This window comes from Mycolicibacter sinensis (assembly GCF_001667375.1).
Taxonomy (GTDB): domain Bacteria; phylum Actinomycetota; class Actinomycetes; order Mycobacteriales; family Mycobacteriaceae; genus Mycobacterium; species Mycobacterium sinense_A.
This window is the reverse complement of record NZ_LZIN01000005.1, coordinates 94,571-115,849: the sequence shown is the minus strand read 5'-3', so window position 1 is coordinate 115,849 and position 21,279 is coordinate 94,571. Positions and strand designations below refer to the sequence as shown.

General features: G+C 67.7%; 18 protein-coding genes. 9 read left to right on the top strand and 9 right to left on the bottom strand.

What is annotated here, in order from left to right:
* Positions 1-246 precede the first annotated feature (246 nt).
* Positions 247-1,416, top strand: coding sequence for a PE-PPE domain-containing protein (locus A5771_RS01565; protein WP_234782894.1), 1,170 nt, complete (start codon positions 247-249; stop codon positions 1,414-1,416).
* Here A5771_RS01565 and A5771_RS01560 read toward each other — a convergent pair.
* From A5771_RS01560 to A5771_RS23695, 3 genes are read right to left on the bottom strand one after another with little or no spacing between them, the layout of a single operon-like run.
* Entirely contained in the window at positions 1,413-2,135 is a 723-nt protein-coding gene (locus A5771_RS01560) for a hypothetical protein (protein WP_064853425.1), read from the bottom strand. The genes A5771_RS01565 and A5771_RS01560 overlap by 4 nt on opposite strands.
* Positions 2,135-2,698 (bottom strand): hypothetical protein, encoded by a 564-nt coding sequence (locus A5771_RS23700; protein ID WP_234782893.1) that lies wholly within the window; start codon positions 2,696-2,698, stop codon positions 2,135-2,137. Before A5771_RS23700 ends, A5771_RS01560 begins: the two co-directional genes overlap by 1 nt.
* Before the next feature lie 10 nt (positions 2,699-2,708).
* A complete protein-coding gene (locus tag A5771_RS23695; RefSeq protein ID WP_234782892.1) occupies positions 2,709-3,899 on the bottom strand; it encodes a hypothetical protein in 1,191 nt (396 codons plus the stop codon).
* Between the two features lie 68 nt (positions 3,900-3,967).
* Here A5771_RS23695 and A5771_RS23690 point away from each other — a divergent pair, with 68 nt between their 5' ends.
* Positions 3,968-4,108 (top strand): hypothetical protein, encoded by a 141-nt coding sequence (locus A5771_RS23690; protein ID WP_234782891.1) that lies wholly within the window; start codon positions 3,968-3,970, stop codon positions 4,106-4,108.
* A gap of 123 nt (positions 4,109-4,231) precedes the next feature.
* Here A5771_RS23690 and A5771_RS01545 read toward each other — a convergent pair whose 3' ends face one another.
* Positions 4,232-4,723: a methylated-DNA--[protein]-cysteine S-methyltransferase gene (locus A5771_RS01545; protein WP_064853424.1), complete on the bottom strand. Its 492-nt coding sequence runs from the start codon at positions 4,721-4,723 to the stop codon at positions 4,232-4,234.
* Positions 4,720-6,225 carry a DNA-3-methyladenine glycosylase 2 family protein gene (locus A5771_RS01540; protein WP_064853423.1) on the bottom strand — a complete coding sequence of 502 codons (1,506 nt, stop codon included), beginning with the start codon at positions 6,223-6,225 and terminating at the stop codon, positions 4,720-4,722. Before A5771_RS01540 ends, A5771_RS01545 begins: the two co-directional genes overlap by 4 nt.
* Before the next feature lie 93 nt (positions 6,226-6,318).
* Between A5771_RS01540 and glsA the strand changes: the two genes are divergently transcribed.
* Positions 6,319-7,593 (top strand): glutaminase A, encoded by a 1,275-nt coding sequence (gene glsA / locus A5771_RS01535; RefSeq protein ID WP_064853447.1) that lies wholly within the window; start codon positions 6,319-6,321, stop codon positions 7,591-7,593.
* Positions 7,594-7,598: 5 nt separating this feature from the next.
* Here the strand turns inward: glsA and A5771_RS01530 are convergent, their stop codons facing one another.
* Positions 7,599-9,203 (bottom strand): adenylate/guanylate cyclase domain-containing protein, encoded by a 1,605-nt coding sequence (locus tag A5771_RS01530; RefSeq protein ID WP_064853422.1) that lies wholly within the window; start codon positions 9,201-9,203, stop codon positions 7,599-7,601.
* Positions 9,204-9,249: 46 nt separating this feature from the next.
* On the opposite strand from A5771_RS01530, the gene nucS reads away from it, so the two are divergent.
* The 3 genes from nucS to A5771_RS01515 are packed head-to-tail and all read left to right on the top strand — an operon-like array spanning position 9,250 to position 11,417.
* Positions 9,250-9,921, top strand: a complete 672-nt coding sequence (gene nucS, locus A5771_RS01525; protein ID WP_064853421.1) for an endonuclease NucS — start codon at positions 9,250-9,252, stop codon at positions 9,919-9,921.
* 45 nt (positions 9,922-9,966) lie between these two features.
* The gene (locus tag A5771_RS01520; RefSeq protein ID WP_064853420.1) at positions 9,967-11,073 is read left to right on the top strand and encodes an NADH:flavin oxidoreductase; all 1,107 of its coding nucleotides are present in this window, start codon (positions 9,967-9,969) and stop codon (positions 11,071-11,073) included.
* 5 nt (positions 11,074-11,078) lie between these two features.
* Positions 11,079-11,417, top strand: a complete 339-nt coding sequence (locus A5771_RS01515; protein WP_064853419.1) for a hypothetical protein — start codon at positions 11,079-11,081, stop codon at positions 11,415-11,417.
* Between the two features lie 4 nt (positions 11,418-11,421).
* On the opposite strand, the gene mce is transcribed toward A5771_RS01515, so the two are convergent.
* Positions 11,422-11,922 carry a methylmalonyl-CoA epimerase gene (gene mce, locus A5771_RS01510; protein WP_064853418.1) on the bottom strand — a complete coding sequence of 167 codons (501 nt, stop codon included), beginning with the start codon at positions 11,920-11,922 and terminating at the stop codon, positions 11,422-11,424.
* Positions 11,923-12,004: 82 nt separating this feature from the next.
* Here mce and A5771_RS01505 point away from each other — a divergent pair, with 82 nt between their 5' ends.
* The gene (locus A5771_RS01505) at positions 12,005-13,186 is read left to right on the top strand and encodes an acetyl-CoA C-acetyltransferase (protein WP_064853417.1); all 1,182 of its coding nucleotides are present in this window, start codon (positions 12,005-12,007) and stop codon (positions 13,184-13,186) included.
* 157 nt (positions 13,187-13,343) lie between these two features.
* Positions 13,344-14,243 carry a thioredoxin family protein gene (locus A5771_RS01500; RefSeq protein ID WP_064853416.1) on the top strand — a complete coding sequence of 300 codons (900 nt, stop codon included), beginning with the start codon at positions 13,344-13,346 and terminating at the stop codon, positions 14,241-14,243.
* On the opposite strand, the gene glgB is transcribed toward A5771_RS01500, so the two are convergent.
* Together glgB and A5771_RS01490 are read right to left on the bottom strand one after the other, a co-directional pair.
* Complete coding sequence (gene glgB / locus A5771_RS01495) at positions 14,240-16,447, bottom strand: 1,4-alpha-glucan branching protein GlgB (protein WP_064853446.1); 2,208 nt, start codon at positions 16,445-16,447, stop codon at positions 14,240-14,242. The genes A5771_RS01500 and glgB overlap by 4 nt on opposite strands.
* Positions 16,448-16,452: 5 nt before the next feature.
* On the bottom strand, positions 16,453-18,498 hold the full coding sequence (locus tag A5771_RS01490) for an alpha-1,4-glucan--maltose-1-phosphate maltosyltransferase (RefSeq protein WP_064853415.1): 2,046 nt from the start codon (positions 18,496-18,498) through the stop codon (positions 16,453-16,455).
* 190 nt (positions 18,499-18,688) lie between these two features.
* Between A5771_RS01490 and glgP the strand changes: the two genes are divergently transcribed.
* Entirely contained in the window at positions 18,689-21,268 is a 2,580-nt protein-coding gene (glgP, locus tag A5771_RS01485) for an alpha-glucan family phosphorylase (RefSeq protein ID WP_064853414.1), read from the top strand.
* The last annotated feature ends 11 nt before the right edge of the window (positions 21,269-21,279 follow it).

The window sequence follows — 21,279 nt, the reverse complement described above, 5'->3', positions numbered from 1 at the left end:
GGGTGGAAAAGTAGGACACCGCCGAACACAACATAGCGAAACGCCCCCCGAGAAATCGGGGGGCGTTTCCAATTCCCCACCGTATTTCTCGTGTCCCCTCTGCGCCAAGCCCGGCTCGCATTCCTGGTCGGGTGGCGGCTGGCAGGTTTGCCGAGAATGCGGCCAGATAGCTCATTCCGGTTGCCCCACCCGTCGCGGCGCTATACCGTTAAGCCTCACTTAAGGGGGTTAATAGGAGGTTATCGGGTGCGCGCCTACCACTGCTTACCCATCGTCGCCGGCATCGCGACCGCCAGCCTGATCGCCGGAGTACCGGTGGCATCGCCGGTGGCCAGGGCGCAGGCTCCGGCGTTCGCGCTCACGGGCAACGGCACGGCGCTGGGGGACGGGGTCGCGTTCCTGATGGGCGGAACCGGGATCCCGCAGCCGCCCCAGACTTACCTCGATGCCGTCAATGATCTGTTCTTGAGCCCGCACGGATTCGGTGGCGAGCTGGTATCTCTGTTCACGCCGGAGAACGTCAGCGACACCTCGCGTGCCGTTGGGCTGCAGCTGCTCGAGAATGCGGTGGCTGAGCGCCTGAACAGTGGAGATGTGGACGCTGAGCACCCGATCGTGGTGTTTGGCTACTCGCAGAGCGCCTCGATATCCGTGGGGCTGATGGAATGGCTTGACGAGCGTGACGTGTCGAATGACCTCGTCCGGTTCGTGATGATCGGCTCCCCGGCCACCAGCTCCATCCCCACTGACCTGTATCACACCGACGTCTACAACTACGAGTACGACCCGGTCGCGTTCAAGCCGACCTACTTCAACCCACTGGCGGACCTCAACTCCGCGCTGGGCTTCATCTATGGACACTCGGTGTACCTGAGTGCGACGGCCGAGCAGATCGCGAACGCGATCGAGCTGCCGACCTCGGATCCCGACGCGCTGACCACCTTCCACATGCTGCCCTCCGAGATCTTGCCGCTATTGGCGCCGCTGCAGTTGGTCCCGATTTTCGGAATGCCGCTTTATGAGCTTCTGGAGCCCGTCACCCGGATCCTGGTGAATCTTGGCTACGGCAGCATCGATCATGGTTGGCCGCCGGGAGACGTCGATGTGGCGGCGGGATCCGGGCTATTCCCGACCGACATCGATTTCGGTGAGCTACTCACCGCGTTGGGCAAGGGCGTCGTCGACGGGGTTAACAACTCGATCGCGAGCTTGTTCGACCCCGACACCTACACGATTTACTCGTTGCAGGAGCACCCGTCGCTGGCCGGGATCGTCAACGAGGGATACCTCGCCGGCTACCTCGACTCGCCGCATCCGTCGCTCGAGGAAGCGATGACGGGTCTGTTCAATTTTTTGACGGCGTTCACCGATACCACCCCGTACGACATGCCTGACCCGATAGACCTGCTGGGCTAAGCGGGCATTCCCCGGAGAATTCCTTCGATCCGATCCAGCAACTCGCTCGGGTCTTCGTCGGTCGCGTCCTTCCAGGCGACGAGTGCGTTGGCGAGGTTGATCGGCTGGACGGTCAGGTGCAAGCCGAGCAGAACCGTGTCGATGTCAGTGCTGCGGGAATCTGCTGGGTGGTAGGCGATCTCGGTTTGCAGCGACTGGCCATTGACCGGGTTCCGGACCATCTTGGGGGTGATCGACTCGACCTGCTCGCGAGGGATTTTCGTCAACTTAGAGCCCGGCGTGGCTGCTCGCAGCGTCAATGCAGTGGGGGAGATGCAGAGCGGGCATCGGCGCCACATGCGTAGGACACTGAACAATGCCAACGGCATGATACCCATCAGGAGTATGCCGATGAACTGAAGCCACGCCGGATTGCTTGGTTCGCGCCCAGCCGCAGTGCCGGCTACTCCCGTAAGCGGGATCACGATGATGACCATGTAGGCGTTTCCCTCGAACCAGGGGGTGTAGCGGCAGATAATCGCATCAGCTGTGCGGGCGACGCCCGGCCGGAAGATCCGGCGCTGCCCAAGGATGACAATTAGCGCCGTACAGAGGTTGACGACTGACCAATACCACTGCAGGCCAGCCCACGCGCCCACCGGCAACAACAGGCACAGCGCTGCGGCGAACGCGTACCGCAGCGCCGGCCCCCAGCGATTTTTCGTCCCGCTACCTGCCATCAGTAGGTATCTCGTATTCTGCTCACCGGCCTGCAGCCGGAATCGCCGGTGGTTAAGTGACTTACCGTCGGCCCCAGTCGGACGGACAACCAGATGTTCGCCACTGTCGCTGGCGAGTCCGTTAGCGCGGTCACCGTCAGTTGCGCAATCAGCGTCTCCTGCTCGGTCGCGATGATCCGGGAACGGGACATACTGTCGAGGGTGCCGAGCTCGTGGGCGATTCGCATTGCGAGTTCCCCCGCGAACCCTGGGCCCTCGGCGGCGGCTACGAGTTCCCGGCGCAGTTCGTGAGCCCCGGGTGCCGACTGCAGCTGCTGCTCGGACAACATGGCGAATACCTCACCGACGTCGAGCGATGCCTCGACATGATGCAGCGTCAAAACTGCGTTGGCGCAGAACCGGTCGAGGCGCGGATCGCTGTGACCGACCCATACGCCGATGCCGACGGCGGAATCGAAGGGTTCCCAGTCCGGTGGGATGCCCACATCCACGGAAAAACCGTCGAACCGGTCGACCGGGGCCACCGCAATGCCGTTCCGCGCAACGAACTCCTCGAATCGCACTAGTCAGGCCCTATCCGAAACCGAAGAGCGACTTGACATTGTGTGCGGCGCTGCCCACCGCATCAGTGACCGGATGCCACATCGCTTCGACGGACTTCGATGCCCCCATAGCGGCCAGCGCGCCTACGCCGGCGCCGACCACCACACCCCCAGCGGTTCCGGCACCGGGAAATACCGAACCGATTCCCGCACCGGTTGCAGCACCCGCCCAGAGGCCCGCTGCGACTCCCACACCTTCACGTGTAACGGCTTCGGCAACCGAGTTTCCGTCATGAATGTCCGACATCACCGCGGGAACCGCGCTCGCGGCTCCAGTCACCCGAGCAACTCGGGAGAAACCCTTTAGCTCGACGCCGCCGACCTTCGGGTCTTCAAACCATTTCAACAAGCCGGGGTCAGGCGCATCTGGGCCGGTGATGGGTCCCTTTGCGACCACGTCGAGCACTGTTTGCCGCACACCGTCGGCAGTGCCGCCGGCGATCGCGCCCTCACCCGCGATCAGCACATCTCTCAGTGGCGGAACGAACCCGGGCGTATCGTCCGCAACGCTACTTTGCGACTCCGGGCCTGATGCAGGCTCTTGATGGGCATTCGGCAGCGTCGTGTGGTGCACGCCTGCTGCACCCGCACCGCCGTCAGCGCCTTCTCCGGGGAAGCTGAGGTGATCCAGCCCGGCGGTGGCGGTGGCCAGATCGCGGGCGATGTCGGCCTCGGAATCGACCAGGTTGTTGAGGCGGGTGCGGATCGCGCTGGCATGGCCGTCGGCGGCCTGCTCTCGCGCACCGCGTTCCGCGGTGGAACCGTAGTAGGGCAGCGTGTCAATGAGGGTGTAGTCGTCATCGACGTTGAAACCGCCACGGACAGCGGCATTTACCGCATTGAGCATCGACTGCTTGTTCGTCTCCTGCTGGCCGCAGCATCGTCGGGCGATCTCGGCAGCGACTCGGAGCTGATCAGCCGGCGCCCGCACCTTGACGGCATCGGCAGCAGTTCGCTCCTGCATGCCATGGGCAGCGCTGCCCTCCCACACCGTCCCGCCGGGGCGCACCGACGCGTTGCGGACCTCGGCGAAGGCGCTCTCCCACGTGTCAGCAAGCCGGGACCAGTCCTCGCCGGAGATCTTGAGGTACTCCCAGCCCGCCGCTCTCACTTCGGACAGCGACAGCGCCGCCGTCCCCGCGCGGGTAGCCGCCTGGGGCACCCGAGTCCACTGCAGCCAATGCCGCTGCGCCACCGTCGTCCATCGCCACGTAGTCGCGGGCCGCCTCGGTGAGCTTGGTCGCTGACGCCTGCATCCGGCTGGCGAGGACCGCGCCGACCCGGTTCGCACCCGCACTGACCGCCGTCGCCGCCGCCCCGCTGGACTGCCAGGCGGGTGCGGTCATCGTCGCCAACGACGCCCTGACCTGACCAGCGAGGGCATCACAGCGCTGTGCCAGCGTGCGCAACCCCTCCGGCACAACCCGAAGCCCCGGTGTGGTCACCACGGAAGGTCATCGGCATCGGCGGCGATGGCCAATTCAGCAGGAGGGCTCAGTCGAACAGCGTGGCGTGGCTGTGCTGGCGCTCCAGATCCAGCAGCGCCCGCTTCCGGTCGACTCCGCCGCCATAGCCGGTCAGACTGCCGTTGCTGCCGATGACCCGGTGGCACGGAACGATGATCGAGATCGGGTTGCGCCCGTTGGCCAACCCGACGGCGCGAGATGCCGTCGGCGCCCCGATCTGCATGGCCAACTGGCCATACGAGCGGGTCTGGCCGTACGGGATCGTCAGCAACGCGGTCCACACCCGACGCTGAAACTCCGTACCGGCCATCTGGTAGGCCAGGTCGAATTCGGTGAGATCGCCGGCGAAATACGCCGCGAGTTGCTCAACCACCTCGGGGAATGCGGCCTCGTCGTGTCGCCAACCGGTGCGGTCGGGGGCGTGGGAATGGTCGAGCATCAGCAGATGGCTGAGCTTGCCGTCCTCGCCGGCCAGGGTGAGCGGGCCGATCGGGCTGTCGATGGTGCGTTGGCAGGTCATGCGATCTCCTGGGAAGTCGGGGGCCAGTCGTTGACGGCGTGGTCGAGTGCGGTCCACAGGTGCTGGGTGGCGTAGGACCGCCAGGGGCGCCAGCGGGCAGCGCGTTGGTTCAGCGCCCGCGGCTGCTCCGGCAGGCCCAACTGCCGGGCGGCCACCTGCACCCCCAGATCGGTTACCGGGAAGGCATCGGGGTCGCCCAGGCCGCGCATCGCGATCACCTCCGCCGTCCAAGCACCGACGCCGGGGATCTGCAGCAGCGCGTGCCGGGCCCGGTCCCAATCGCAGCCCGCGCCCAGTACCACGGTGCCCTCGGCCAGCTCCGCGACCAGGGCGAGCAAGGTGCGCCGACGTGCCCGCGGCAGGGCGAGCTGATCGGGATCGATGCCGGCGAGGCGCTGCACCGAGGGAAACGCGTGGGTCAGCCCGCCGGCAGGATCGGCGATCTGCTTACCGTGGGCAAGCAGCAGTCGGCGCGCATGGGTGCGGGCCGCCTTGACCGACACCTGCTGACTGAGCACCACCCGCACCGCCAGTTCGGCTTCATCGACCGTCCGCGGAATTCGCTGGCCCGGCGCCTTGGCCACGACCGGCGCCAATTCCGGGTCCGCGGTGAGGGTTTCGACGACCGCTTCGGGATCGGCGTCGAGGTCCAGCAACCGCCGGCAGCGGGTGATGGCGGCCGTGAGGTCTCGGAAGTCCTCGAGCACCAGCTTGCATCGGACGTGATCGGCGGCCGGAGACAAGCCGACTATGCCGTTGCCGTGCGGCAGGCGCAGGGTGCGGCGGTAGGCGCCCTCGCGTACCTCCTCGCAACCGGGAACCGCGCACGCCGCCAGATGTCCGAAGACACCCTCGAACGCGAACGGAGTGCGCACCGGCAGGCGCAGCGACAGCGCACCCGGGCCCGGAGCATTCCGGTCGGACTGGATCGTCGACCGGGTGAGCGCCTGCTGCCGCAACGCCGTCGGGGTGGTGGCGCACACGGCACGGATCGTGTCGTTGAACTGCCGGATGCTGGCGAACCCGGCCGCGAACGCGACGTCGCCCAACGGCAGATCGGTGGTCTCGATCAAGATCCTGGCCGTCTGCGCTCGCTGGGCGCGGGCCAGCGCCAGCGGGCCGGCACCGACCTCGTCCTGTAGCAGGCGCTGCAACTGGCGGGCGGAGTAGCCGAGGTGGCCGGCAAGCCCGGTCACGCCCTCCCGGTCGACGGTGCCGTCGGCGATCAAGCGCATCGCCCGGCCCACCACGTCGCCGCGGATGTTCCATTCCGGAGAGCCCGGTGCGGCGTCCGGTCGGCAACGTTTGCAGGCCCGGAAGCCGGCCCGCTGCGCGGCGGCAGCGCTGGGGTAGAACCGCACGTTGCGCGCCAGGGGCGGGCGCGCCGGGCAACTGGGCCGGCAATAGATCCGGGTGCTCAGTACGGCCGTGAAAAACCAGCCGTCGAAGCGGGCGTCGCTGGACTGCACGGCACGATAGCAGCGGTCGAAGTCGTCGTGCACGTTCTAACCATGGCACGCGCCGGCCGATGACACTAGCGGAAATGCGACACGATAGTGCCGGAGCGGTACGGGTGGCGGGGCTACCATCTGGGCGTGACAGCACTGGTGCAGCGGTACCTGGACGGGATCCTCGCCGAGCACGCCGACGTGAGCGTCGGCGCACTGGCGAGCTACATTCCGGAGCTGTCCCGGGTCGATCCGACCGGCTTTGGCCTCTCGCTGTCCTCCTCAGATGGTCATGTCTACGAATCCGGCGATGCCGGTGTGGAATTCACGATGCAGTCGATCTCCAAACCGTTCACCTACGCCCTGGCGCTCGATCAGCTGGGCCATGCAGACGTCGACGCGCGGATCGGTGTGGAGCCCTCCGGTGAGGGGTTCAACAAGATCAGCGTCGATCAGCTCACCAACGTCCCGAAGAATCCGATGATCAACGCCGGTGCGATCGTGGCGTGCTCCTTGATCCCGGGTAAAACGGCCGACGACCGATTCGGCCTCATCCGCGAGTTCTACAGCGCCTGCGCCGGCCGCGGCCTGGACTTCGACGAGGACGTCTACCGATCCGAGAAGGCCAGCGGGAGCCGCAACCGCGGAATCGCCTATCTGCTCGAGAGTTTCGGCGCCCTCGGTGCTGATCCCGACGACGCCCTCGACGTCTACATCCGCTCATGCTCGCTGAAAGTCACCAGCACCGACCTGGCCCGGATGGCCGCCACACTTGCGCGCGGCGGATACAACCCGCTGACCGGCCGGCAGGTGACCGACGCGGCGGTGGTGCGGCGCACGCTGTCGGTCATGGTCACCTGCGGTATGTACGACGCCGCCGGTGAGTGGGTCAGTGCGATCGGCATGCCGGCCAAAAGCGGTGTCGCCGGAGGCATCGTGGCGGTGCTGCCCGGTCAGCTCGGCATCGGCGTCTATTCGCCGCGGATCGACGCCAAGGGCAACAGCGTGCGCGGGGTCCTGGTGTGCCGCAGCCTTTCCCAACAGCTCGGCCTGCACTTCCTGACCGTGAGCAGCGAAGCCCACGCGGCCATTCGCGGGGCGTACACCCCGCGCCCCGGTGTTCGGGTCTACGAGGTCCACGGCGATCTGCTCTTCGCCGGCGCCGAACAGGTGGCCCGCACGGCCACCCGCGAGTGCGGTGATTTCGACATCGCGATCCTGGATGTGTCGCGGCTGCACGCGATCAGCGATCCGGCGCGCGCCCTGCTCGCCGGACTGGCCGACGATCTGCAAAGCCGAGGCAAGCAGGGGCTGCTCGTCGATCCCGGCGGCGCGGTGACGCCCGACCCGGCGGCCTACGACGCGCTGGTGTTCGACACGGTTGAGGCCGCCCTCGCCGCGCTGGAGAAGCAGGCTGGGTAACGCCGCTACAGCGGGCCGGCCAGCACGGTGGGCTGGTCGTAGCCGCGCAGCACCACCGACTCGCCCAGCACCCAATGGGCCTGCTCGCTGACGCTGGCGGCGTGCAGCGTCTGCGCGGTGGTCAACAGCGGCAGCTGGCGGGCTTTGGCCAGCTCGCACAACCGGGCCGCCTCGTTGACCGGTTCGCCGATCACGGTGTACTCGAAACGTTCCTTGGCGCCGACATTGCCGGCGACGACCTGACCGGCCGCTACGCCGATGCCGGCCCGGATCTCCGGTACCTCTTCGGCCAGCCGGTACAGAATCCCGCGAGCGGCGCCCAGCGCTTCGTCTTCGGGCTGGTCGAGGTGGTTCGGGGCGCCGAAGATCGCCAGTGTGGCATCACCCTCGAATTTGTTGATCAGGCCACGGTGACGATCGACCTCGTCGACGACCACTGCGAAGAACCGGTTGAGCAAGGCGACAACTTCGGTGGCGGGCTGAGCGGTCACGATCTGCGTCGAGCCGACGATATCGACGAAAAGTACTGCGACATGGCGCTCTTCGCCGCCGAGTTGGATCCGGTCGCGTTCGGCGGCGAGCGCGACCTCGCGCCCGACGTGGCGACCGAACAGGTCGCGAACCCGTTCGCGCTCCCGCAACCCGTGCACCATCGCGTTGAAACCGCTCTGCAGCTCGCCGAGTTCGGTGCCGTCGAACACCACCAGGTCGCCTTGCAGGTTGCCCTGCTCGACACGCTTGAGCGCCGCGCGCACCACCCGCACCGGAGTTGCGGTGAGCCACGACAGAATCCACATCAGCAGGAAGCCGAAGACCAGCGTCGCCACCGACACCATCAGCACCGCGATACCGAACTGCGTCATGGTCAGGTTTTTCAACACCAGGGCGAACAGCGCCGTCAGCGCGATGCCCAGCACCGGAACGCCCGAGCTGAGCAGCCACACCATCATGGTGCGGCCCATGATGCCCGACAGGAACCGCCGCGGCGGTGGGCCCGCGGCCAGTGCCTGAGCGGCAACCGGCCGCAATGCGAACTCGGTGAACAGGTAGCAGGCGGTGGCCACCAGGGTGCCGCAGATGCTCAACGTGAAGCCGATGATCGGGACGAAGACTACGTCGGCCAACCCGTAGAGCACTGTGAACAGCACGGTGGCGACGCCCCACAGAGCGAGCACGACCTGCGCGACCCGCCAGGGCGTTTGGAAGGCGTTGCGCTCGTCCACCCGAGTCGGCTCGCGTTCGGTGATCGCCCAGCGCAACTTCCTGATGGTGCGCCGGGTGATCCCATACGAGCCGCCGGCGAGTGCGATCGCCACGTATGCGGGCACCGCTCCGTATGTCAGCCACGCCGGGGCGTCACTGAACACACTGGGCACCGGGAACGCCACGGTCACGAGCACGGTGGCGACGCCGACACCGATCAGGTTCGTCCCCACCATGACGACCGTCATGATGAACTGGATGCGAATCCGGCGCAGGTACTGGCTTTCCGAGACCCTGCCCAGCAGCCAGGAGCCGTATTCGGGCGTTTCGGGCAGTCGGCCGCTCTGGCGGGTCAGCAGCTCCAGGATCCGGCCCAGGCGTTGCGCGGTCGTCTTTGGCGGCTTCATCGTGGCGTAAGGATAATTGCTCGGCGCTGCCCCTAAGGTGGTTCGGATGCGACTCGTGATCGCCCGTTGCACCGTCGACTACGTCGGCCGGCTCACCGCGCACCTTCCGTCGGCCCGCCGGCTGCTGCTGCTCAAAGCCGACGGATCGGTCAGCGTGCACGCCGACGACCGTGCCTATAAGCCGCTGAACTGGATGAGCCCGCCGTGCCGGCTCACCGAGGAGTCCGGCGGCGAGTTCCCGGTGTGGGTGGTGGCGAACAAGTCCGGTGACCAGTTGCGGATCACCCTCGAAGAGATCGAACACGACTCCAGCCACGAACTCGGCGTCGACCCGGGTCTGGTGAAAGACGGGGTGGAGGCACAACTGCAGGCGCTGCTGGCCGAGCATGTCGAACTGCTCGGCGAGGGCTACTCCCTGGTGCGCCGGGAGTACATGACCGCGATCGGCCCGGTGGACCTGCTCTGCCGTGATGCGCACGGGCGCTCGGTTGCCGTGGAGATCAAACGCCGAGGCGAGATCGACGGCGTCGAGCAGCTCACCCGCTACCTGGAACTGCTCAACCGCGACACTCTGCTCGCGCCGGTGAGCGGTGTGTTCGCCGCCCAGCAGATCAAGCCGCAGGCCCGCACGCTGGCGACCGATCGCGGCATCCGTTGTCTGACATTGGATTACGATGCGATGCGCGGCATGAACAGCGACGAATACCGCTTGTTCTGATTGCCGTCCGGAATAGTCGGTAACACCTGGGCGTTGGAGCACTCCATGGCAGACAAGGATCTCTTACAGCAGCTCTTTCAGCCCCTGACGGTGCGCTCGCTGACCATGCCGAATCGCTTCGCGATGGCGCCGATGACCCGGCAGGCATCGCCCGGTGGAATCCCGGGCCGCGATGTCGCCGAGTACTACCGCCGGCGCGCCGCCGGAGGTGTGGGCCTGATCATCACCGAAGGTATCCGGCTGCCCGACCCGGCCGCGGGTTACCCGTTCAGCGTGCCGACAATCGCGGGCGATGAGGTGCTCGCGGGGTGGACCCGGGTTGTCGATGCGGTGCATTCCGAGGGCGCGACGATCGCCGCCCAGCTCTGGCATCAGGGCGTGCAGCGCGACGACGCCGACGGGGTGGTGCCGGTCGGCCCGTCCGGAGTCGACGGACGTGGCCAGCCGCGCGGCCGGGCGCTGCGAACCGAGGAACTCCACGGGATCGCGGGACTGTATGCGCACAGCGCCGCCGCGGCGCGAGACATCGGCTTCGACGCGGTTGAGATCCACGGCGCGCACGGCTACCTGCTGGACGAATTCCTCTGGGAGCGAACGAATCAACGCACCGACGCCTACGGCGGGTCGCTGGCCGCGCGGACCCGCTTCCCGGCCGAGGTGGTCGCTGCGGTACGGGCCGCGGTGGGGCCGGACTATCCGGTCATCTTCCGCTTTTCGCAGTGGAAGGGCACCGACTACACCGCCTCGATCGCCGACGACCCGACCCAGTTGCAGGAACTGCTGAACCCGTTGGTCGAGGCGGGGGTCGACGTGCTCCATCCGTCGACACGCCGGCACTATGTGCCGGCGTTCCCCGACTACGACGCGGATCTGAGCCTGGCCGGGTGGACCAAAAAGGTCACCGGGGTGCCGGTGATCGCGGTCGGATCGGTCGGGCTGGAAACACAGTTCCGCAGCGAAAAGCGCGGTGAGGTGATCGCGCCCGCCCCCGTCGACCGGCTGGTCGAGCAGTTCGAAGCCGGGGAGTTCGATGTGGTGGCGGTCGGGCGCGCACTGCTGGCCGACCCGACCTGGGTCAACCGTCTTCGCCGGGACGAGCTGGACGGGTTCGGCGGTTACGACGCGGCTGCCGCGCTGGCCGGGCTGGCCTGACCGGCATGGCTCGTCGCCGCAACCCGTCACATCGGCCGCGACGCCCGTTGCCGCTTACCCAGCGGGTCGAGACCGGGCCCGACGGGTATGAGTACGTCGTGGCGGCGATTGCCGGCTCGCGCGCCGTGAAGGTCTACCGGTGCCCCGGATGCGATCACGAGATCCGCCCCGGTATCGCGCATGTGGTGGTGTGGCGTGCCGAATCCGGCGGTTCAGCGAGGTTCGACGGAGGAGAGGCGAAGCTGGGACCGCCGCATGAAGGCGAGGGTGATGACCGGCGGCATTGGCACACGCCGTGCTGGGCGAATCGCGCCACCCGGGCTCCCACCCGGAAGTGGTCGTGAGCGGTCAGTGCGCCCCGGTGGCCTCGGCGTTCGTGGCCGGCTCGACCAACTCGATCAGCACCCCGCCGGTGTCTTTGGGGTGGATGAAGTTGATCCGGGAGTCCGACGTGCCGCGCCGGGGAGCGTCGTAAAGCAACCGCACACCCTGCTCGCACAGCCGCTCGGAGAGCGCGTCGATGTCACTGGTCCGATAGGCGAGCTGTTGCAGGCCCGGCCCGCGCTTGTCCAGGAACTTCGCAATCGTCGAGGACTCGTCGATCGGGGCCATCAGCTGAATCTGGGCACTGCCGATCGGGGCGCCACGCACCGCCAGCATCGCCTCGACGATGCCCTGCTCCTCGTTGACCTCTTCGTGCAGCACGATCATGCCGAGCTGGTCGTGGTACCACTTCTTGGCCGCTTCCAGGTCCGGCACGGCAATGCCGACGTGGTCGATCGCCGTCACGAGGGCAGAAGCCAGGGCGCTACGCACCTCGAAAGAGTCGGCGATGGATTCGGTCGTCATAACGCAACGGTAACCTGACCGGAAACATCGCGCTGCGCCGATCCACCTAGATCGGCCACCCAGACCCGCCCGGGAGGTAGTCATGACGACATCGGTGATCGTTGCTGGGGCACGGACCCCGATCGGCAAGCTGATGGGCTCGCTGAAGGATTTCTCGGGTAGCGACCTGGGCGCTGTCGCCATCGCGGGAGCGCTGGAGAAGGCGCAGGTACCGGCGTCGCTGGTGCAGTACGTGATCATGGGCCAGGTGCTGACCGCGGGTGCGGGCCAGATGCCGGCTCGGCAGGCGGCGGTGGGCGCGGGCATCGGCTGGGACGTGCCGACGCTGACCATCAACAAGATGTGTCTGTCGGGAATCAACGCCATCGCCATGGCTGACCAACTGATCCGCGCCGGCGAATTCGACGTGGTGGTGGCCGGCGGCCAGGAGTCGATGAGCAAGGCCCCGCACCTGCTGCTGGACAGCCGGTCGGGCTACAAGTACGGCGACGTGACGGTACGCGACCACCTCGCCTACGACGGCCTGCACGACGTGTTCACCGACCAGCCGATGGGTGCGCTCACCGAGCAGCGCAACGAGGCCGACCAGTTCACCCGCGCCGAGCAGGACGAACTCGCGGCGCAGTCGCACCGCAAGGCCGCTGCGGCCTGGAAGGACGGCGTCTTCGCCGACGAGGTGGTGCCGGTGAAGATTCCGCAGCGCAAGGGGGATCCGCTGGAGTTCACCGAGGACGAGGGAATCCGGCCCAACACCACCGCCGATTCGCTGGCCGGGCTCAAGCCGGCGTTCCGCAAGGACGGCACCATCACCGCCGGTTCGTCGTCGCAGATCTCCGATGGCGCCGCCGCAGTGGTCGTGATGAGCAAGGCCAAGGCACAAGAGCTGGGTCTGGACTGGTTGTGCGAGGTCGGCGCCCACGGCATGGTGGCCGGGCCGGACTCGACCTTGCAGTCCCAGCCGGCCAACGCCATCAAGAAGGCCATCGCCCGCGAGGGCATCTCGGTCGACCAACTCGACGTGGTGGAGATCAACGAGGCGTTCGCGGCGGTGTCGCTGGCCTCGACCCGCGAGCTGGGGGTGAACCCCGACCTCGTCAACGCGCACGGCGGGGCGATCGCCGTCGGACACCCGATCGGGATGTCCGGCGCGCGTATCACGCTGCACGCCGCCCTTGAGCTCAAGCGGCGCGGTTCGGGCTACGCGGTGGCCGCGTTGTGCGGTGCCGGCGGCCAGGGCGACGCGCTGATCCTGCGGGCCAACTAACCGCCTCCCTACGGGTGCGTAGGTTGCTGGAGCGGACCGAGTTGGGGCGTCGAATCCGGACTGTGATTTTCGTCATAGCCGGCGGCGAAGCGGGGTTCGCGGGCCCGGGATCGGGCATCGGCACCGGGCGCCGCGCGGGCGTGACAGACTTGACGGCGTGACTCGTCCTCGACCCCCGATCGGCCCGGCGTTGGCCGGAGCAGTGGATTTGTCCGGTCTCAAGCAATCGGCGCCGCCCAGCGGCGCCGGCGGTGAAAGTTCGGCTCCGCCGGGCGCCACCGAGATCACCGAGGCCAATTTCGAAGACGAGGTGCTGGTCCGGTCCAATCAGGTGCCGGTGGTGGTGCTGCTGTGGTCGCCACGCAGCGAAGCGTGCATCCAGCTGGCCGACACCCTGGCCGCGTTGGCCACCACTGACGGCGGTACCTGGTCGCTGGCCACCGTCAACGTCGATGTCGCCCCCCGGGTGGCCCAAGTGTTCGGCGTGGACGCGGTGCCGACCGTGGTGGCCTTGGCCGCCGGCCAACCGATCACCAGCTTTCAGGGCGCGCAGCCGCCCGAGCAGCTGCGCCGCTGGGTGGATTCACTGGTGTCGGCCACCGCGGGCAAGCTCTCCGGAGGCGGTGAATCCGAGCAGCCGGCCCAGGTCGACCCGGCGCTGGCACACGCCCGTGACCTGCTCGACGCCGGTGACTTCGGTGCGGCCCGCGACGCCTACCAGGCCATGTTGGACGCCGACCCCAACCATGTCGAAGCCAAGGCGGCATTACGCCAGCTCACCTTCCTGGAGCGGGCGACGGGTCGCGCTCCCGATGCTCCGGCGCAGGCCGACGCCACCCCGGATGACATCGAGGCCGCGTTCGCCGCGGCCGATGTGCAGATCCTCAACCAGGACGTCACCGCGGCCTTCGATCGGCTGATCGGGTTGGTGCGACGGACCTCCGGCGACGAGCGCAGCTCGGTGCGGACCCGGCTGGTCGAGCTGTTCGAGCTGTTCGACCCGGCGGACCCGGAAGTGGTCGCCGGCCGGCGCAACCTGGCCAACGCGCTGTATTAGGCCGGCGCCAGCCACACCGCGGACAGGGCCGGCAACACCAGGACTGCCGAGGCGGGCCGGCCGTGCCACGGATCGTCGGTGGCTTCGACCCCGCCGAAGTTGCCTGCCCCCGAACCGCGGTAGGCGACCGCATCGGTATTCAGCACCTCGCACCAGCGGCCGGCAGACGGCAGGCCCAGGTGGTAGTCGGCGTGTTCGACGCCGGCGAAGTTGAACACGCAGGCCAGCACGGAACCGTCGGCGCCGTAACGCAGAAAGCTCAGCACGTTGTTGGCCGAGTCGTTGGCGTCGATCCAGGAATAGCCGCGCGGGTCGGTGTCCTGGCTCCACAAGGCCGGCAGCGCACGGTAGTGGGCGTTGATGTCGCCGACCAGGCGCAAGATCCCGGGGGAGTAGCCCTCGGCCTCGAGTTGCGGGTCGAGCTGGAACCAGTCGACACCGCGCTCGTTGCACCACTCGCTGCGTTGGCCGAATTCCTGCCCCATGAACAGCAGCGGCTTACCGGGATGCGCCCACTGGTAGGCCAGCAGGGTGCGCAGACCCGCCGCCTTGCGGTGGTCGTCACCGGGCATCCGCGACCACAACGTGCCCTTGCCGTGCACCACTTCGTCGTGGCTGATCGGCAGCACGTAATTCTCGCTGTAGGCGTACAGCATGGAGAACGTCATGTTGTGGTGGTGATAGCTGCGGTGCACCGGATCATGACCGAGATAGCCCAGCGTGTCGTGCATCCAACCCATGTTCCACTTCATCGAAAAGCCAAGGCCGCCAAGGCTGGTGTCGCGGGTGACGCCCGGCCAGGAGGTGGACTCCTCGGCGATGGTCACGATGCCCGGCGCGACCCGGTGCGTGGTCGCGTTCAGTTCCTGCAGGAACTGGACCGCCTCGAGGTTCTCCCGGCCGCCGTGGATGTTGGGGGTCCAGCCACCCTCCGGCCGCGAATAATCCAGGTAGAGCATCGAGGCCACCGCGTCGACCCGCAGCCCGTCGATGTGGAACTCCGTCAGCCAATACAGCGCATTGGCCACCAGGAAGTTGCGCACCTCCGGGCGGCCGAAGTCGAAGACGTAGGTGCCCCAGTCGAGTTGCTCACCACGTCGCGGATCAGCATGCTCGTAGAGCGGGGTGCCGTCAAAGCGGCCGAGTGCCCACTCATCCTTGGGGAAATGTGCCGGAACCCAGTCCACGATCACGCCGACACCGGCCCGGTGCAGCGCATCGACCAACGCCCGGAAATCGTCGGGCGTGCCGAAGCGTGCCGTCGGAGCGTAGTACGACGTCACCTGGTAGCCCCACGAACCGCCGAACGGGTGCTCGGCGACCGGTAGTAGCTCGACATGGGTGAAGCCATGTTGCACAACGTATTCCGTAAGTTCCGACGCCAGCTGACGATAGTCGAGGCCGGGCCGCCACGACCCCAGGTGCACCTCGTAGGTGCTCATCGGCTCCGCGACCGGGTTGCGCCGGGCGCGCTGCGCCATCCACTCGGCGTCATCCCAGCGGTAGGCGCTCGTCGTCACCCGCGACGCGGTTCTCGGCGGTACCTCGGTGGCGAAGGCGAACGGATCAGCCCGGTCGCTGACGGTGCCATCGGCGCCGTGGATGCGGAACTTGTACAGCCCGCCGGCGGGGAAGTCCGGCCAGAACAGTTCCCAGACCCCGGAGGAACCCAGCGCCCGCAGCGGGGCGTCGTTGCCGTCCCAGCCGTTGAAGTCACCGATCAGGCCGACGGCGGTGGCGTTGGGCGCCCATACCGCGAACGACACGCCGGACACCTCACCATCGGGCGTGGCCAAACTGCGCTGGTGGGCGCCCATCACCTCCCAGAGTCGTTCGTGGCGGCCCTCGGCGAACAGGTGCAGGTCGATCTCGCCCAGCGTCGGCGCGAAGCGGTAACCGTCGGCGACCGTGTGGATTCCGGTGGGCTCGGCGAATTGCGCGGTGTCGGGGTAGTGCACCTCGAGGCGGTAGTCGGCCAGGCCGGTCCGCGGCACGGCTGCGGCGAACAGGCCGGAGGCGAGGTGGCGCATCGGGAACCGGTCGGCACCGGCGAGCACCGCGATGCGGTGTGCGCGCGGCCGCAGCGCCCGAATGACGGTGACATCGCCGTACTCGTGGGCGCCCAGTATCGCGTGCGGGTCGTGGTGCTCGCCGGCCAGCAGCCGGGCCAGGTCGGCGCGGTCGGGCGCCAGGTGTCGGGTCATCGTGCTCACCGGCGACGCAACAGTTCGGTGCGGGCCGGCGCGTTGATCGGCGGCATCGTGACGATGTGGGCGACCGCCCGCGCTGGGTCGAGGCGCACCCAGTTCTGCTGTCCCCAGTGGTAGTCCTCACCGGTGATCTGGTCGCGGACCCAGAAGCGTTGGTAGTCCTCCATTCCCAGCGCCCACATGTCCAGGCGTAGCGTCGCGTGCTCGGGGGCGAACGGGTTGAGGGTGACCACCACCAGCACGGTGTCACCGCTGGCCGGATCGAACTTGCTGTAGGCCAGCAGGGCGTCGTTGCCGACGTGGTGAAAGTGCATGGTGCGCAGTTGACTCAACGCCGGATGGAGCCGGCGGATCTCATTGAGCCGAGCGATGAACGGTTCCAGTGACCTGCCCTGGGCGAGCGCGACGGCGAAGTCGCGAGGGCGCAGTTCGTACTTCTCCGAGTCCAGGTACTCTTCGCTGCCGTCGTGCAGCGCGCGGTCTTCGAACAATTCGAAGCCGGAGTAGACCCCCCACGTTGGGCTCAGGGTGGCCGCCAGCGCCGCACGGATGGCGAACATTCCGGGGCCGCCCGTCTGCAGGCTGGCGTGCAAGATGTCGGGGGTGTTGACGAACAGATTCGGCCGACGGTAGTCGGCGAGTTCGGCGATCTGCTGTCCGAACTCGGTCAGATCGTGTTTCGTTGTCCGCCAGGTGAAGTACGTGTAGGACTGGGTGAAACCCAGTTTGGCCAGTCCGTACTGACGCGCCGGCGGGGTGAATGCTTCGGACAGGAACAGCACATCCGGGTCGATGTTTTTGACGGCGCCGATCAGCCAGACCCAGAAGTCCGGCGGCTTGGTGTGCGGATTGTCGACCCGAAAGACCTTGACGCCGTGGTCCATCCAGAACCGCACCACCCGCAGTACTTCGGCGTACAACCCGGCCGGATCGTTGTCGAAGTTCAGCGGGTAGATGTCCTGATACTTCTTCGGCGGGTTTTCGGCATAGGCGATGCTCCCGTCGGGCAACTCGGTGAACCATTCCCGGTGCCGGCTGGCCCACGGGTGATCCGGCGCGCACTGCAGCGCCAGGTCCAGAGCGACTTCGAGGTCCAGTTGGCGGGCGGCGGCGACGAAAGCATCGAAGTCGTCGATGGTGCCCAGATCGGGGTGCACCGCGTCATGGCCGCCCTCGGCGCTGCCGATGGCCCACGGCGAACCGACATCGCCGGGCTCTGCGGTGGCGGAGTTGTTGCGGCCCTTACGGTGCACCTGGCCGATCGGATGGATCGGCGGCAAATACACCACGTCGAAGCCCATCTCGGCGATCCGCGGCAGCGCCGCCGCCGCGGTGGCGAGTGTTCCGTGCACCGGGCGGCCGTCGGGATCCCATCCGCCGGTCGAGCGCGGAAACATCTCGTACCAGGCGCCGCGGCGGGCCAGCGGACGATCCACCCACATCTGGTGGTCCCTGCCGCGGGTCACCAGCTCCCGCAAGGGGTGGCGGGCCAGCAAATCCTCGACCTCGGTCGAAAGAGCGGGGGCCGCCCGGTGCATCGGATCACCGGGGGTGCGCAGTGCGGCGGCGGCCGCTTGCACCGGCCGGCGCTGGTCGGGCGGTATGCCGGTCGCGGCGCGCTCGAACAACTCGGCGCCGACCAGCAGGTCGTTGGAGAGCTCCGCTTCGTTCTGGCCGGCGTCGAGCTTGGCAGTCACAGCGCTTCGCCAGCTCTGCACCGGGTCGCCCCAGCCCTCGACGCGGAAGGTCCACAACCCGACGGCGTCGGGGGCGAAACTGCCGTGGAACACGTAGGCGTCCAACCCGGTCGCCATCGGGAGGTGCAGCGGCGCGGCGCCGCACACGGGCGAACTCACCGGCGGTTCCCCGGGCTGCGGGTAGCGCTGTCCGAGGTGGCGCACCACCAAGGTCGCGGCGACCGCATCGTGACCTTCCCGCCACACGGTGGCCTTCACCGGCACTGTCTCGCCGACCACGGCCTTGGCCGGGTAGCGGCCGCACGAGACGACCGGTTCGACGTCGTCGACCACGACACGACCAGGCACTCACACTCCGTCCGTCGTGGGGGCTTGTCTGTGCCCACGGTAGTGGGCTGCCTTCGCCGACCGGCACGAAGCGGCCGGTTCGCAACCGGATCGTCAGGTCCTCTGCGGCGGTCCCAGCTTCGCCTCGCCTCCGCCGACCCTTCGGGCCAACTCCGGCGAGCCTCGCTGAACCGCCGTAAGGTGGTGACGTGTGAAAGCACTCCGCCGGTTCACCGTTCGTGCGCATCTTCCCGACCGACTGCGAGCACTCGGAAAACTGTCGATGAACCTGCGCTGGTCGTGGGATCAGTCGACGCAGGAGTTGTTCGCCGCCATCGACCCGGAACTGTGGGCCGGATGCGGCAGGGATCCAGTGGCGCTGCTGGGCGCGGTGAGTCCCAATCGGCTTGACGAACTGGCCGCCGACGAGGCGTTCACCGGCCGGCTCGACGCCCTGTCGGCCGACCTCGTCGAGTACCTGACGCAGCCCCGGTGGTATCAGCACCAGCAGGACAGCGGCATGGCGTTACCTGTCGCCATCGCGTACTTCTCGATGGAGTTCGGCGTCGCCGAAGCTCTGCCCAACTACTCCGGAGGCCTGGGGATCCTGGCTGGCGACCACCTGAAATCGGCGTCTGATCTGGGCGTGCCGTTGATTGCGGTCGGGCTCTACTACCGCTCGGGATATTTCCGCCAATCACTGACCGCCGACGGCTGGCAACGCGAGACCTATCCGTCGCTGGACCCGCAGGGGCTGCCGTTGCGGCTGCTGGCAGATGCAGCGGGCAACGCGGCGCTGATCGAGGTCGCGCTGCCCGGGGTGGGCCGGTTGCGTGCGCGTATCTGGGTCGCACAGGTCGGCCGGGTACCGCTGTTGCTGCTGGACTCCGACATCGGCGAAAACGAGCATCAGCTGCGCGGGGTCACCGACCGGTTGTACGGCGGCGACCAGGAGCATCGAATCCATCAGGAGATCCTGGCCGGTATCGGCGGGATGCGGGCGATCCGGGCGTTCACCGCCCTCAACGGCATGCCCGAACCCGAGGTGTTCCACATGAACGAGGGCCACGCCGGATTCCTCGGGATCGAACGCATCCGTGAGCTGATCGCCGGACAACGCCTCGATTTCGACACCGCGCTGGCAGTGGTGCGTTCGTCGACGGTGTTCACCACCCACACCCCGGTGCCGGCCGGGATCGACCGGTTTCCAGTCGACATGGTCCGGCGCTACTTCGACGGCGACGCGCTGGCGGCCGGGGTGCCGGTCGAGCGGATCATCGAACTGGGCGCTGAAGACGATTCCGGCACGTTCAACATGGCCCACATGGGTCTGCGGCTGGCCCAGCGGGCCAACGGTGTCTCGCGTCTGCACGGCCGGGTCAGCCGGGCGATGTTCAATGGGCTGTGGCCCGGTTTCGACGCCGGCGAGGTGCCGATCGGCTCGATCACCAACGGCGTGCACGCGCCCAGTTGGGCGGCTCCGCCGTGGTTGCAGCTCAGCCGCGGCCTGGCCGCGGCGGATTCGTTCAGCGAGCCGGCGGCCTGGCAGCGTCTTCAAGAAGTCGATCCGGTTGAGCTGTGGTCGATTCGCTCCCAGCTGCGGTCGTTGCTCGTCGACGAGGTCAGGTTGCGGTTGCTGCGGTCCGGCCTGGAACGTGGCGCCTCGGAGGCCGAATTAGGCTGGATTGCAACGGCGTTCGACCCGGCGGTATTGACCATCGGATTCGCCCGCCGGGTGCCGACCTACAAGCGGTTGACGTTGATGCTGCGCGACCCCGACCGATTGGAGCGGCTACTGCTCGACGAGCAGCGGCCGGTCCAGCTGATCGTCGCCGGCAAGTCCCATCCGGCCGACGATGAGGGCAAGGCGCTGATTCAGCAGGTGGTGCGCTTCGCCGACCGCCACGAAGTACGCCATCGCGTCGCATTCCTGCCCGACTACGACATGTCGATGGCGCGACGGCTCTACGCCGGATGCGATGTGTGGCTGAACAATCCGCTGCGGCCGCTGGAGGCCTGCGGCACATCGGGGATGAAGAGTGCGCTCAATGGCGGGCTGAACCTGTCCATTCGTGACGGCTGGTGGGACGAGTGGTTCGACGGGGAGAACGGCTGGGCGATACCGACCGCCGACGGGGTGGCCGATGAGAACCGCCGCGACGATTTGGAGGCCGCGGCGCTCTATGACCTGCTGGCGCAGTCGGTGGTGCCGAGGTTCTACGACCGCGACGAACGTGGCGTTCCGCCGCGCTGGATCGAGATGGTGCACCACACGCTGCAGACACTCGGGCCGAAGGTACTGGCCTCGCGGATGGTGCGCGATTACGTCGAGCAGTGCTACGCCCCGGCGGCCAGGTCGATGCGGCGTACCTGCGAACCGATCGACGGCGTGCCCTACGGCGCGGCTCGACGGCTGGCCGACTATCGCAGACGCGTGGAGCGCGCCTGGCCGCGGATCGCGATCACCGACGTCGACAGCACCGGGCTGCCCGACACCCCGCTGTTGGGTTCGGAGCTGACGCTGACCGCCACGGTTCGGTTGGCCGGGCTGGCACCCGACGAGGTGACGGTGCAGGCGGTGCTGGGCCGGTTGGATTCCGGTGACAGCCTGCTCGAACCGGCCACCGTGGTCATGGCGCACGAGCGCAGCGGCGGCGATGGCACCGAAGTTTTTTCGACGACCACGCCGCTACCAGTTGCCGGCGCGGTGGGCTACACCGTGCGGGTGCTGCCGAGCCATCCGTTGCTGTCCGGCGACGCCGAGCTCGGCCTGGTCACGCTGGCCGGCTAGTACCGTGGCTC